Source organism: Elstera sp., assembly GCF_044372965.1.
Lineage (GTDB): Bacteria > Pseudomonadota > Alphaproteobacteria > Elsterales > Elsteraceae > Elstera.
The window spans coordinates 24,189-36,297 of record NZ_JBILQX010000018.1 but is presented as its reverse complement, the minus strand read 5'-3'; the positions used below and the strand labels follow the sequence as shown (position 1 = coordinate 36,297).

The window sequence follows — 12,109 nt, the reverse complement described above, 5'->3', positions numbered from 1 at the left end:
GGCTAGCCATGCTCGCAAGCTCGGAGGCAAGCGGCCCGTGGGCGGAAGCCGCCGCCGCCATCATCGCGGTCGCGCCAACCGCGCCAGCCAGGGCCAACAGCCCGGCCCGCAGCCCGACGCGCGCCATGATCTGCTACGACGCCTTATTCTCAGGAGCAACCGGCGACACGACGGGTGGCGGCGGTACTTGCAGGCCCGCGACAGGCCCTTGCGCCGTCGGCGCGGGGGGCGGCGCATACGCCGTCGCCGTAGCGGGGGTTGGTGCTGCGGCCTGCGCAGCCGCTGGCGCAGCATCGCTATCGTCGTTCAGCCCCCGCTTGAAGGCTTTAATGCCCTTTGCGAGATCGCCCATCGCCGACGGAACCTTCTTGGCCCCAAACAGCAGGATGATGACCACGGCAACCAGCAGCCAATGCCAAATGCTAAAGCTTCCCATACCCGTTTCCTTTCGTTGCCTTGGCCGATCCCGCCGACGCGGAAGAAACTCGGACCCTAGCGCCTCTTTGTGGCTGCTGCGTGACAGCGACCTATCATAAAGCTAATTAAGCCCTGAGAAGAGCGCGCGCAAGCCGCCCGCCATCATTTCCACACCAATCGCCGCCAGCAGCAACCCAAACAGCCGGTTGATGATGTTGAGCCCAAAACGACCGAGTTTCTCGCCAATCGGCACCGCCAAGCGAAGCGACCAGTAAAGGGCCGCCGCGACGACGATAATGCAGGCAATCACCCCCACCTGATGCCAGAGGCTGGCAATCCGATGCCCTTCGACGATCACCGAGGAAATCGCCCCCGGCCCCGCCAACAGCGGAATACCGAGCGGGACCACGCCGCTGGAGGTCCGATCCTCGACCGCCACCGCTTCTTCCGCTGATTGCTGAACGGAAGAAACTTTTGCCGACAGCATCGAGAGCGACATGAGCACCAGCACCAAGCCGCCGCCGACGCGGAACGAATGGATCGACGCCCCGAGAACGCTAAGAACAGCATCGCCGGAGAGGGAGGCTGCAATCAGCACCCCCGCCACCGTTCGCGCTGCCGTGAGGGCCGTCAGGCGCTGCTGCTCCGGCGTTTCGCCTTGAGTGAGCGTCAAGAACGTAGGCAAGGCCGCGAACGGCGTCAGGATCGCAAAGAGCGAGACCAGAAACCGCACGTAATCGGATAGCTCACCCAAATTCCCAGCCCCCGCTAAAGCCGCACCGTTCGGCTTAGTTCATACCGACTATTGGCAGCACTTCCTTGAAGCCATCATAAATCATCTTGAAGGCAATATAGCCGATCATCGCGAGACCGACATAGGCAATCCAATGGAAGCGGGCCAAAAGGCGCGCAATGAAGGTTGAGGCCACCGCCATGAGGATCACCGAAACGGCCAAGCCGATCACCATAATCATTTCATGGTCACGGGCCGCCCCCGCCACCGCCAACACATTATCGAGGGACATCGACACGTCGGCGACCATGATCTGAATGAGCGCTTGCCGCAGGGTCTTCGTCGGCACTTCGGGTTCGGCGGCCTTGGCGTTGGCCTCGCTCAACATATCTTCCGTGGCATCTTTAAGGGCTTCGGCTGCCTTATGTTCGGCGCGCTGGTCCATAATTTCGCGCCACATTTTCCAGCAGACCCACAGCAGCAGCACGCCGCCCGCCAGAACTAGCCCGGTGATCGAGAGAAGCTGAACCGTCATCAGAGAGAAAACGATACGCAGGACCGCCGCCGCCGCGATGCCCAGGAAAATCGCCCGCGTCCGAATAGAGGCCGGAAGCCCGGCGACCGCCATCCCGACGACGATTGCATTGTCCCCGGCCAGCACCAGATCGACCATCAAAACTTGAAACAAGGCCGACATTGCGCCTGGCTCGAAGAATTCCTGAAACACTGCTCAAATCCCTTTCGGTTTGGTTTTTTAAGAAAGTAGCGAAAACACTGCCAGCTTCACAGCCTCAATTCCCGCATAGATAACCAAACCGACCACTGAAACGGCCACAACGCTCGTTACCCACCCGGCAATCATCATTGCCCCATCGCGCGCCAGAATGGCCAGCGCCATCAAGAGCACCGCAAAAGCCGGCAGAAAGTTTCCAAAGATGATCGGAAGCGACAGAACCGCCGCCATGGCGAAAATGATAAGCCCGGCAACGCGCTCGCCTGTGCCCCCCACAAACCAGTTCATTCGAGGTTTCAGGCGGCGCTCTACTTTATTGAGATAGGGGGTGGCCCGATCCAGAAACTTTAAAACCTCGTTGCGCGGGAGCGTCTTGCGGCGCATGAACGCCGGAAGCCAGGGCGCTTTATGGCCTAAGACAAGTTGGGCCCCGAAAATCGCCATCGGCAGGCCAAAGACCGTCGACAGCCCAGGCGGGGCGGGCAAGGGAATCGAGTTGGGCAGCGCCAGGAGCAACAGCAGCAGGCCGAACGCGCGGTGGCCGACGCCATTCAACAGATCGTCCAACGAAATCCGTTCGTGAGGATGCTCGGCAATCAGGCGGCGCAAGAGCACCGAGGCCGCTTCCATTTCCTCCTCACCCTGTCCGTTTGTCGTACCGAGACTGATATCGGCCGTCATCGTTCGGCTCCGAAGAAGATCAGCCTATTCGAAGTTTCATGAAGAGAATCAGGGCAATGGGAATGAGTGTAACCCCATTTGCAATTGTTACCGGCCGGTTGCCGATCATTAAGCCATACACGAACCACGTCGCGACCCCCACGGTCATCAAAAGATAGGTCACGAGCGACAATCCGCGCGTGTCCCGCCGATAGATCGTTCTGATCGCCTGCGGAAAAAAGGCTGCGGTCGTCAAAAAACTCGCGATCAGCCCAATCAATTCGATGGGATCGGGCATCGTACTCCAAAAACCGGCCATTTCCCGCTCTCCTGACGCAAAATACGCTGGGGTTGAATTTTTAATCAATACGGGGTTTCAACAATATCGCGGTAGGCGTGGCGCTGGCCGTGCGGGTCGGTGATCCACCAGCCACCGTGCCCGTCGGGCGCAAAAAAATCCGCCGAAACGGGCACTTTGCCGAACCCACCGGGAATATCGAGCATATAGGTCGGCAGGGCCAAACCCGAGAGCGGCCCCCGCAAGGAGCGCATCAAAGCCATCCCTTCGGCCAGCGGTAGCCGGAAATGCGCCGTGCCGGGGGCAAGATCACCGTGATGCAGGTAATGGGGTTTGATCCGCAGGCTCACCATCGTCCTGAAGAGATCCGTGAGCGCGTCCAGACTGTCGTTCACACCGCGCAGCAAGACCGACTGACCGAACAGCGGAATCCCCGCATCCACCAGCCGCGCCACCGCCCGCCGCGCCTCCGGCCCAAACTCCTCGGCATGGTTGGCGTGAATAAGAATATGAACCGGCAACCGGCCCGCCAACGCCTTCACCAGTTCCGCCGTAATCCGCTCCGGGGCGACCACGGGAACGCGGGTGTGGATGCGCACCGCACCCAGATGGGCGATGGCGTCGAGCCGGGTTTTCAGATCGTGCAGACGGCGAGGAGCCACGACCAACGGATCGCCGCCGGTTAGAATGATTTCCCACAGCGCGGGATGCGCTTCGATATAGGCGAGTGCCGCGCCCAACTCGTCCGGGCTCAAGCCCTCTTTACCCGGCCCCACCATTTCGCGGCGGAAGCAGAAGCGGCAGTAGACGGCGCAGACGGAGACGAGTTTCAACAGCGCGCGATCGGCATACCGATGCACGATGCCCGGCACGGGGCTGTGAGGGGCATCGCCAATCGGATCGTCGCGCTCCAGTGGATGCGTAATCAGTTCGCGGGAATCGGGGAGAAACTGGTTCGATAGCCCCGATGCGGCCCCGCGCTGAATCGCCTCGGCAATCACCGGCGTTAAGGCAATCGCGTAACGCTCGGCCACAGGGGCCAGCGCCTCGGCCTCGGCAGCCGAGATCAAGCCGTGGTCGGTAAGGTCCGATAAGGACCGTAAGGTTGGGGCAAGCCGGGGAAGAAGAGCGGTCATAGACGGGTCTATACCCGAAGCTTCCCCGGCCTGCTACGGCGTGGGTTGCAGATCAACCCGGCAAATCGGCCAGCAGCAGGCTACCGGCCCCACGAGCTTCCAGCGTCAGCAAATCGAGATCGTCGACCGCAAGACCGTCGCGGGCGTTGAGCTCCTGACCATTCACCGCCACCTTGCCTTCAAAGCCCACCAGATAGGCTTTACGGCCCGGCGCCAGCGTGTGCTCGATCTTCCCGTCTTCGGAGAGATGCGCCACATACAGGGTTGCATCCTGGTTAATCGGCATTGTGTCGGGAATTCCTTGGCCGGAGGCGAGCGGGATCAAGCGGCCCTGGTCGCCCACGCCCGGCAGGGTGCGGGTTTCCCAGTTTGGCTTAAGGCCCTTGCCGTTCGGCATGATCCAGATTTGGAACAGCGTCGTATCGGAATCTTCCAGGTTATATTCGGCGTGTTGAATGCCGGTCCCGGCGGACATCACCTGCACCTGCCCCGCTTCCGTGCGGCCCTTGTTGCCAAGATTATCCTGATGGCTGATCGCGCCGGTTCGGACATAGGTGATGATTTCCATATCGCGGTGCGGGTGCGGATCAAAGCCAGTGCGCGGGCGGATCTTATCATCGTTCCATACCCGCAACGGGCCCCAGCCCATCCGCGCCGGATCGAAGTAATTCGCAAAGCTGAAGTGGTAGCGGGCGGATAACCAGTTGATATCCATCCGCCCGAGGCTGTCGAAGGGTCGATAATCGAGCATGTTGGTCTCTCCTATACTGGCTCTCTGCCCGCTCGCGGCGGTACTAGCCAGCTAATTTTACGCTAAGGGTGGCGACGTGCCTGCCTTGGAAGCGCGCCAGGGATTTTTCTTTTTCGCTCGGCTGCCGGTCGCCGGTCGGCCCGGCAATCGTGCCTGCGCCGTAAGGGCTGCCGCCGCGCACTTCCGAAACGTCCGACAGTTCCGGGGCCGAATAGGGCAAGCCGACATAGACCATGCCGTGATGCAGCAGCGTCGGAATGAGGCCCAGAATGGTCGATTCATTACCGCCGCCCGTGCCGGTAGAGGTGAAGGCGCTCCCAATTTTTCCAATCAGCGCACCCTTGGCCCACAGGCCGCCGGTTTGATCGAGGAAATTGCGCATCTGCGACGCCACCGTTCCGAAGCGCGTCGGTGCGCCGAAAATGATCGCATCGTAATCGGCCAGTTCCGCCGGGGTAGCGAAGGGGGCTTCTTGATCGATCTTCATATGGAACTGTTTGGCCACTTCTTCGGGCACCAGTTCCGGCACGCGCTTAATAGTGACTTCGACGCCCGGCACTTCGCGCGCGCCCTTGGCGATTTCACCGGCCATCGTTTCGATATGGCCCCAGCTTGAATGATACAGAACGAGGATCTTCGCCATGATACTTCTCCACTTTGGGAAATCGGGCCAGGAACGCGCCCTTGATGGCGATGAAGATGCGCTCCCTTTGCCCAAACGATAATCCGGGTTATGGTCATCAGACTGTTTCCCCTGGCGAACAATGAGGGCCAATGGACCGGTTATCGGGCATGGCGGTTTTTGCTGCCGTGGTGGAATGCGAAGGCTTTACCGCCGCCGCGAAACGCCTCAATCTCTCCAAAGCCGCCGTTAGCAAGCAGGTCTCGCTGCTGGAAGAACGGTTGGGCGCGCGGCTGCTGAACCGCACCACGCGCCGCCTGTCGCTCACCGATGTTGGCCAGAGTTTCTACGACCGCTGCCAACGGATTCTCGCCGAAGCCGAAGAAGCGGTGGCCGATGTGGGGCGGCTGCAAACCGAGCCGCGGGGGCCATTACGGGTTTCCGCCCCGGCCTCCTTAGGAGAAACCTATCTCTCGCCCATCATCGCCCAATTCGCCGCACGCTGGTCGCCGCCCCCGCCTATCTTGCCCGCTACGGCACGCCCCGCCTAATCGCCGATCTGCCAGCGCATAGCGGCATTTGCTATTCCCTCGCCCGCCACCGCGACGATCTTCAGATCGACCGTACCGATGGCAAACGCGATTATATTGGCTTGAATTGGGTTTTTCGGTCGAACAATGGCCGCTCGATGGTCGATGCCGCCTGTCACGGGTTGGGGCTGCTGGCAACGCCGCTGTTTCTGTCGGCGGGGGCTATTCAGACCGGGCAGCTCGTACCGATCTGCCTTGACGATGGCGCGCCATCGAGCCTAGCCCTGCAAGTCGTGTTCCCCCATGCGCGCCATGTGAGCACGAAAGTTCGGCTGCTGATCGACACGCTCGCCGCCACCTTCCGCGACCCGGCCCCGTGGGAAATCGGGCTGCTGGACCATGTGGGGGGAAGGCTTACCGCCCCTCCCGCCACCATGCCATTCCCAACGCTCCCCCAGCCAGCAGAAGCATAAGCCAGGCGGGCAGCAGCGGCAGGCGGGTGAGGCCGGTGATATCGTAATCGCGGCGTTCGGGCAGGCCGATCCAGCCGCGCCCGCTGGTGGTGCGCCCCGGCTCCACCCGGCGCAGATCGGGAATACCGTCGCGCAGCCATTGGATCGCCCCGCCCGTCGCCGCCGACACGGGTTGCAGCACGGTTTCCGTCGCGCGCACGTCGCTCATTTCCTTCGGATTGACGGTGCCGACGGCAATCACCCGCTGCAAATTCCCCTCGGCCAAACGGTAGACGCCCGGCCCCGCGAGCGCCGCCGTGCTGGTCGCGACCCCATTGCGCTCGGTTAAGGTCACGTTCCGCGTGCTGCCATCGGGATCGGTGACGGTGACGAAGCGGCGCTGATCGGCCGGCGCAGGGGTCAGGCTGCGACGGGTAATCTGAAGCTGCTCGCCGCGCACCGCCGCCACCAAATCTTCCTCCTCCAGCGTCGGCTCTTTCATCAACCAATGGGCGAGGCGGCGCAGCAGTTCGGCCTGTGGGCCGCCGCCATCATAGCCGCGCGACCAGAGCCAGAGTTGATCGCTGAGGATCTGCGCAACGCGCCCCTCGCCGACCCGATCCAGAATCACCAAAGGCGAGGCGTCCGGCCCGGTCATCACCACCTGCCCGCGCCCCGCCGTAACGTCCACCGCGCGGAACCAGCGCCCCCAGGACGGCGGCGCGCCGGTTTGCGGAAAGCCCGCACCATCGAGCCCCTGCGTGACCGGATGCCGCCAGCCGAGCGCCGTTACTTCCGGGCGGAACGGGCCTTCGAGCAGTTTCCCCGTGGGTTGGCCGGGGAGAATCGCGCCGATGGGGGAGGAGAAGAGCCCCTGATTGGTGGCAAAGGCCGGGGCCGCCACTTCCAGAACCGCCCCACCGCGCTCCACATAATTGGCCACGGCCTGAAGGTAAGTCGCCGGAATCAGGCTGTTCCGCCGCCGATAGCGGTCGAAAATAATCAGATCGAACTCATTCAGCTTCACCTCGAACAACTCGCGGATCGGAAAGGCGATCAACGACAGTTCGTTCACCGGCGTCAAATCCATCACCCGGTCGGCGGGGCGCAGAATGGTGAAATGGACGAGATCGACGGACGGATCTGCCTTCAGCAGATTGCGCCACGTCCGCTCACCAGGGTGGGGTTCGCCGGAAATCAGCAGCACGCGCAGCCGATCGCGGATGCCATTGACGGTCAGCGCGGCGCGGTTGTTTTGCACGGTCAACTCGCGCGGCCCCGGCGGCGTTGCGATTTCCACCACCGATTGCCCGCCGTGGCGCGGCGCTATTTCCACCGCCACATCCTGATTCGCCGGAACATTCAGGGCGCGCGTCTCGGCCCCATCGAGTTGGATCGTCACCGGCACGGTTGCATCGCCGCCCGCAGGCTCTTCGACGCGGAAGCTGAACAGGGCGGGTTTATCGACCAGGGCGAAGCTGGGACTGGAGAGAATGACCAACCGCCGATCCCCTTCCCCCGGCGCGCCGGTCAGCAGCGTATGGATCGGCCCCGGCAAAGCGCTGAGATCGGCGGGCACATCGTGCACCTGCCCATCGGTAATAAGAACCGATCCTGCGAAGCGCTGGCGCGGCACGTCTTCTAAAGCGCGGTCCAGCGCACCCATCAGCGCCGTGCCCTCGCCCCCGGTTTTGCCGGTCCGAACAATGCGCAGGTCGAGATCGGGAAGCCGCGCCCCCGCCTCTTGCAGCGCCTTCAGCGCCGCCTCGGTTTGTGCCGGACGACCTGCGAGGGTTTGGCTGGTGCTGTCATCCACCACGACCAGCGCCACATCCTTTGCATAGCGGCGGGTTTCATTGACCAGGGCCGGGTCCAGCAAGGCCAGTAGCCCGAGAATGAGGGCCAGCGTGCGCCAACCGCTTCCCCGTGCCCGGTGCCATAGGCCAAAACCGACCAGCAGCGCCCCCACACCCGCCAGCAGGCCAATCGCCCAGAACGGCAGCATCGGATCAAAGGCGATCTGAACGCCTGCGCCGAACACGCCGTTCATTGCCCCAGCCTCTCAAGAATGGTCGAGACATGGACCTGATCGGCCTTATAGTTCCCGGTGAGCGCGTACATGACGATATTAACGCCAGTGCGGTACGCCATTTCCCGCTGCACTTCCCCACCCGGCGAGACCGGATAGAGCGGCGCGCCGTCCTTATCCATAGCCCAGGCTCCCGCAAGGTCCGATTGAGTCATGAGGATATTCGAGACCTCATCGCCGCCTGCCGTGGGGTTCGCCTGCACCCAGAGGGGCGAGGCGGCTTCGCGGCCCGGAAACTCTTGCAGCAGGTAAAAGGCTTTGGTCAGCACATGCTCCGCCCCCACCGGCACCAGCGGCGGAATATCGAGCCCGCGCACGAGCGCCCGTAAGCGCCGCGTGCCCGCACTCGGGCTGAAGGCATCGCCATAGGGGCCGTCGCGCGTGTCAAATAGGATCGTTCCGCCCGTGCGCAAATATCGATTGATCCGCTCCAGCGCCTCGGGGCTCGGCAGGGCCTGCGCGTCGGTCATCGGCCAGTAGATCAGCGGGAAGAAAGCAAGCTCGTCGCGCTCGATCTCCACTGCCATCGGCTCCGCCGCATCCACCGCCGTGCGCCGTTGAAGAATATAGGAAAGCCCTTCAAGCCCCGCTTTGCTGATGCTATCAACCGTCGCATCGCCCGTGCGGATATAGGCGAGACGGAAATCGAGGGTCGCTCTCAGGGCAAACTCCTGCACCTGCGGGTCCATATAGGGCGCGGGGGCTTGCGCTTTACTGTCTACCGGCACGAGCGCCAGCAGTAGAAGCGCCGCCGTTCCCGCGCCGATTTTCCCCAAATGCCAGCGCCCGCGCGCCGACAGAAACCCGCGCAGCCCGTAGGCGATCAAGAGATCGGCTAGAAACAGGATCAGCGCCGCCGTAAACAACCAGGGCCGCAGATCGACTTCGGCGGACCCCTGAAGCGGGTTCATGCTGACGCCTGCGGGCAGGGCCTGCGGTGTAGAACGGAGCGATTTCACCTCGGTTACAGTCCCCCCCGTGAGGTTGAGCGCGCGCTGCGCCGTGTCAGACCCCTTACTGCCATAAAGCCCCGGCGGATGACGCGGCCCGACCATAATCACCCCCGCGCGCGGCACGGCTTCGGCACCCGACGCGGGCGGCCCCAGCCGCGCGAACCCGTCCAAGGTTTGCAGCGGCGGCACCGGAACCCCGCCTTCGACGCCGGTTTGCGCTTCGCCCGCAACCGCGTGCGACAAGGCGATCAACCGCTCCAGCATTTCGATGAAGAGGCCACTGACGGGCAGGCTCGACCAGTCGGCACTCGCGGGAACGTGCATCAGCACCAACCAACCTTCGCCCGCCGGAGCGGCTGTCACTAGCGGCGTCCCATCGGAAAGCTGCGCCCAGGTGCGCCCGGCAAGGTCTGGCCCCGGTTCGGCCAGCACTTGCCGCTTCACGGTCACGTCGGCGGGAATGGCGAGCCCCGCGAAGGGCGACGTGGCGAGGAAGGGCGCGAGCGGCATCGGCTCGGTCCATTGCAACGCTGTCCCCAAGGCCCGGTCGCCGGGGCGCAAGCGCACGGGCAGAAGGGTCGGTCCATCGTCCAGCTCGGTCGAGGCCAAGCGCGGTCCGGCAAAGCGCAGGAGTACCCCACCTGCCTCTACATAGGTGCGCAGGCGTTTACGCTGATCGGCGGTGGCACCTTCGGCGTCGGTCCACAGCATCACCGACGGCGGTTTGCGCAACAGATCGTCGAGGCTCGCCCGCGTCAGATTCGCGACGGGGGCCAGCGCCCGGTCGATATAATAGGGATCGTCGAGCAGCGATTGCGAGCGGTCGAGCGCGCCGCTGCTGATAAGCCCGACCGAGCGCCGCTGCCAGCCTTGATCGAGTAGTACCGTGCCGCCGACGGTCGGGCGGGTTTCGGCGGGCGGCACCAAATCGAGCCGGGCCAGATCATTGCGCCGGTCGGGGGGAATGGTGAAGGATAGGCTGGCCTGCTTCTGGCCCTCCGCGAAGCGCAGGCTGGGCTGCGCGATCACCTGCCCGCCCTCGGTGAGCAGCCGGACGCTGGCGGTTTCCGCCGCGCCAGCCTCGGCCCGGCGGATCTGAAGCTCAATCTTGTTCGCCGCCGTGGCCGAGGTCGCGCGCGGCGGCGGCATCACCAGCAGCGGCAGCCGATCCGGCCCGCGCAGGTCGAGCGCGCCTAATTGCGCCAACCGCGCCAGCAGCGGGGTCATCGCATCATCCGCTTGCCCGTCGCTGAGATAGAGAATTGAGAGAATCCCGCCCGGCTCGAAGCTTTTCAGCGCTGCAAGCGCCCCCGCCCGGTCGGTCGGCCAGGGGTGCGGTTGCAAGGAGGCGAGCCGATTGCGAACGTCCGCCGCCCGGCGCGGCCCGAACAGCGCGGGCGCGGCATCGTCGCCCGCGCGCGCCGTGGTCAGCAAGGCCGCAGGACGGCCCTGCCGGTCGGCTTGGTCGAGCAACGTCGATGCCGCCGCGACCCGCCGGTCCCAATCCGCCGCCGAGCCCCAGCCGTCGTCCAGCACGAGCAGCAGCGGCCCGGTTCCGCCCAAGGGGGCAGCGGGATTGAGCAGGGGCCGGGCGAGCGCCAGCACCAGCAGCGCCGCGACCGTCAGGCGCAACGCTAATAGCCACCAGGGCGTCCGCGCTGCCGTTTCTTCCTGGCTTTCGAGCCCCAGCAGGAAGCGCAGGGCTGGAAACCGCAAGCTGAGCGGCGTCGGCGGAATCACCCGCAGTAACCACCACAGCGCCGGAAGCGCGATCAACGCCCCCAAAATCCAGGGCGCGGCGAAGGCGAGCGATCCGAGCCCGATCATAGGCCCTCCCCCCCGCGCGCACGGCCCGCGCTATCGCTAAGCTGTTGATAAAGCGCGACCAGCGCCATCGTCGGCGTTTGATCGGTGCTATGGCGGGCGAAACTCCAGCCCAAGCGCCGCGCCAAATCCGCCAAGGCGGCGCTGTGGGCGGACAGGCGCACCTGATAGGCCGGGCGAATATCCTCAACCCGGCGGGCGAGCATTTCATCAGCCCCTTCGCTATCGAGAAAGCGCACGCGGCCCTTGAACGGCAGCGCTACTTCAGCCGGGTCGAGCACCTGCACCAGATGCCCGCGCACGCCGTGATCGGCGAAGCCCCGCAGCCGGGTTTCGAGCGCTTCGGGGGCGGTAAAGAAATCGCCGATCAGCACCAACCGACCGTGGCGCGGAATGGCTTGGGGTGGCGGCAGCCCGTCACCGCCCTCCGGCGCTTCGGTCAGGCGTGCGGCCAACCGGGGCAGCGTGGACCGGCTAGCACTCGGGGCAATCCCGTCCCCCAACAGGGCCACGCGCTCGCCCGCGCGCAGCAGCAAGCTCGCCAAAGCCAGGGTCAGAACCTCCGCCCGCTCGCGCTTCGAGGGTAGCGCCGCGCCGGAGTGATAGAGCATCGACGGCGAAGCATCCCGCCACAACCACAGGCTTTGTGCCGCCTCCCACTCCTGATCGCGAATAAACAGCGCATCGGATTTCCCCGACTGCCGCCAATCGATCCGGCTAATGGAATCGCCGGTCGCATAGGGGCGGAACTGCCAGAAACTGTCGCCCGTGCCGACGCGGCGGCGGCCATGCACCCCCGGCGCGACGGTGGCGGCGACCCGCAGCGCCGCCACCAGCAAGGGCGGCAACCCGCGCGCCGCTTCGACGGCAGCCTGTTGGCGGGTCAGACTAAGGGGAGCGCCGGTCGCCAT

At 64.3% G+C, this 12,109-nt stretch carries 13 protein-coding genes; 2 read left to right on the top strand and 11 right to left on the bottom strand.

What is annotated here, in order from left to right; translation table 11 throughout:
* Positions 1-133: 133 nt before the first annotated feature.
* The 8 genes from ACIQ36_RS04510 to wrbA form a co-directional block, all read right to left on the bottom strand.
* On the bottom strand, positions 134-436 hold the full coding sequence (locus tag ACIQ36_RS04510) for a twin-arginine translocase TatA/TatE family subunit (protein ID WP_395826344.1): 303 nt from the start codon (positions 434-436) through the stop codon (positions 134-136).
* A 102-nt stretch (positions 437-538) separates the two neighbouring features.
* A complete protein-coding gene (locus tag ACIQ36_RS04505; protein ID WP_395826342.1) occupies positions 539-1,171 on the bottom strand; it encodes a MarC family protein in 633 nt (210 codons plus the stop codon).
* Positions 1,172-1,205: 34 nt separating this feature from the next.
* Positions 1,206-1,823 carry a YjbE family putative metal transport protein gene (locus ACIQ36_RS04500; RefSeq protein ID WP_395826348.1) on the bottom strand — a complete coding sequence of 206 codons (618 nt, stop codon included), beginning with the start codon at positions 1,821-1,823 and terminating at the stop codon, positions 1,206-1,208.
* An 81-nt stretch (positions 1,824-1,904) separates the two neighbouring features.
* Complete coding sequence (locus tag ACIQ36_RS04495; RefSeq protein ID WP_395826340.1) at positions 1,905-2,564, bottom strand: exopolysaccharide biosynthesis protein; 660 nt, start codon at positions 2,562-2,564, stop codon at positions 1,905-1,907.
* 19 nt (positions 2,565-2,583) lie between these two features.
* Positions 2,584-2,862 carry a SemiSWEET family sugar transporter gene (locus ACIQ36_RS04490; RefSeq protein WP_395826339.1) on the bottom strand — a complete coding sequence of 93 codons (279 nt, stop codon included), beginning with the start codon at positions 2,860-2,862 and terminating at the stop codon, positions 2,584-2,586.
* Positions 2,863-2,906: 44 nt separating this feature from the next.
* Positions 2,907-3,977 carry a lysine-2,3-aminomutase-like protein gene (locus tag ACIQ36_RS04485; protein ID WP_395826337.1) on the bottom strand — a complete coding sequence of 357 codons (1,071 nt, stop codon included), beginning with the start codon at positions 3,975-3,977 and terminating at the stop codon, positions 2,907-2,909.
* Positions 3,978-4,029: 52 nt separating this feature from the next.
* Entirely contained in the window at positions 4,030-4,728 is a 699-nt protein-coding gene (locus ACIQ36_RS04480) for a pirin family protein (RefSeq protein ID WP_395826335.1), read from the bottom strand.
* Positions 4,729-4,771: 43 nt separating this feature from the next.
* Positions 4,772-5,371, bottom strand: a complete 600-nt coding sequence (gene wrbA / locus ACIQ36_RS04475; RefSeq protein ID WP_395826333.1) for an NAD(P)H:quinone oxidoreductase — start codon at positions 5,369-5,371, stop codon at positions 4,772-4,774.
* A 131-nt stretch (positions 5,372-5,502) separates the two neighbouring features.
* Between wrbA and ACIQ36_RS04470 the strand changes: the two genes are divergently transcribed.
* The gene (locus tag ACIQ36_RS04470) at positions 5,503-5,901 is read left to right on the top strand and encodes a LysR family transcriptional regulator (RefSeq protein ID WP_395826331.1); all 399 of its coding nucleotides are present in this window, start codon (positions 5,503-5,505) and stop codon (positions 5,899-5,901) included.
* Positions 5,841-6,353: a LysR substrate-binding domain-containing protein gene (locus ACIQ36_RS04465; RefSeq protein WP_395826346.1), complete on the top strand. Its 513-nt coding sequence runs from the start codon at positions 5,841-5,843 to the stop codon at positions 6,351-6,353. Before ACIQ36_RS04470 ends, ACIQ36_RS04465 begins: the two co-directional genes overlap by 61 nt.
* On the opposite strand, the gene ACIQ36_RS04460 is transcribed toward ACIQ36_RS04465, so the two are convergent.
* From ACIQ36_RS04460 to ACIQ36_RS04450, 3 genes are read right to left on the bottom strand one after another with little or no spacing between them, the layout of a single operon-like run.
* Positions 6,295-8,382 (bottom strand): hypothetical protein, encoded by a 2,088-nt coding sequence (locus ACIQ36_RS04460; RefSeq protein WP_395826329.1) that lies wholly within the window; start codon positions 8,380-8,382, stop codon positions 6,295-6,297. The genes ACIQ36_RS04465 and ACIQ36_RS04460 overlap by 59 nt on opposite strands.
* Positions 8,379-11,201, bottom strand: a complete 2,823-nt coding sequence (locus ACIQ36_RS04455; RefSeq protein ID WP_395826327.1) for a DUF4159 domain-containing protein — start codon at positions 11,199-11,201, stop codon at positions 8,379-8,381. The genes ACIQ36_RS04460 and ACIQ36_RS04455 overlap by 4 nt, the downstream gene beginning before the upstream one ends.
* Positions 11,198-12,109: a DUF58 domain-containing protein gene (locus tag ACIQ36_RS04450; RefSeq protein WP_395826325.1), complete on the bottom strand. Its 912-nt coding sequence runs from the start codon at positions 12,107-12,109 to the stop codon at positions 11,198-11,200. The genes ACIQ36_RS04455 and ACIQ36_RS04450 overlap by 4 nt, the downstream gene beginning before the upstream one ends.

What these genes read in the sequence shown, in the direction of transcription:
- ACIQ36_RS04485 (WP_395826337.1), bottom strand. Translation starts at nt 3,977, where the DNA reads ATGACCGCTCTTCTTCCCCGGCTTGCCCCAACCTTACGGTCCTTATCG.
- ACIQ36_RS04460 (WP_395826329.1), bottom strand. Translation starts at nt 8,382, where the DNA reads ATGAACGGCGTGTTCGGCGCAGGCGTTCAGATCGCCTTTGATCCGATG.
- ACIQ36_RS04450 (WP_395826325.1), bottom strand. Translation starts at nt 12,109, where the DNA reads ATGGCGACCGGCGCTCCCCTTAGTCTGACCCGCCAACAGGCTGCCGTC.
- ACIQ36_RS04490 (WP_395826339.1), bottom strand. Translation starts at nt 2,862, where the DNA reads ATGGCCGGTTTTTGGAGTACGATGCCCGATCCCATCGAATTGATTGGG.
- wrbA (WP_395826333.1), bottom strand. Translation starts at nt 5,371, where the DNA reads ATGGCGAAGATCCTCGTTCTGTATCATTCAAGCTGGGGCCATATCGAA.
- ACIQ36_RS04455 (WP_395826327.1), bottom strand. Translation starts at nt 11,201, where the DNA reads ATGATCGGGCTCGGATCGCTCGCCTTCGCCGCGCCCTGGATTTTGGGG.
- ACIQ36_RS04495 (WP_395826340.1), bottom strand. Translation starts at nt 2,564, where the DNA reads ATGACGGCCGATATCAGTCTCGGTACGACAAACGGACAGGGTGAGGAG.
- ACIQ36_RS04470 (WP_395826331.1), top strand. Translation starts at nt 5,503, where the DNA reads ATGGACCGGTTATCGGGCATGGCGGTTTTTGCTGCCGTGGTGGAATGC.
- ACIQ36_RS04500 (WP_395826348.1), bottom strand. Translation starts at nt 1,823, where the DNA reads ATGGTCGATCTGGTGCTGGCCGGGGACAATGCAATCGTCGTCGGGATG.
- ACIQ36_RS04510 (WP_395826344.1), bottom strand. Translation starts at nt 436, where the DNA reads ATGGGAAGCTTTAGCATTTGGCATTGGCTGCTGGTTGCCGTGGTCATC.
- ACIQ36_RS04480 (WP_395826335.1), bottom strand. Translation starts at nt 4,728, where the DNA reads ATGCTCGATTATCGACCCTTCGACAGCCTCGGGCGGATGGATATCAAC.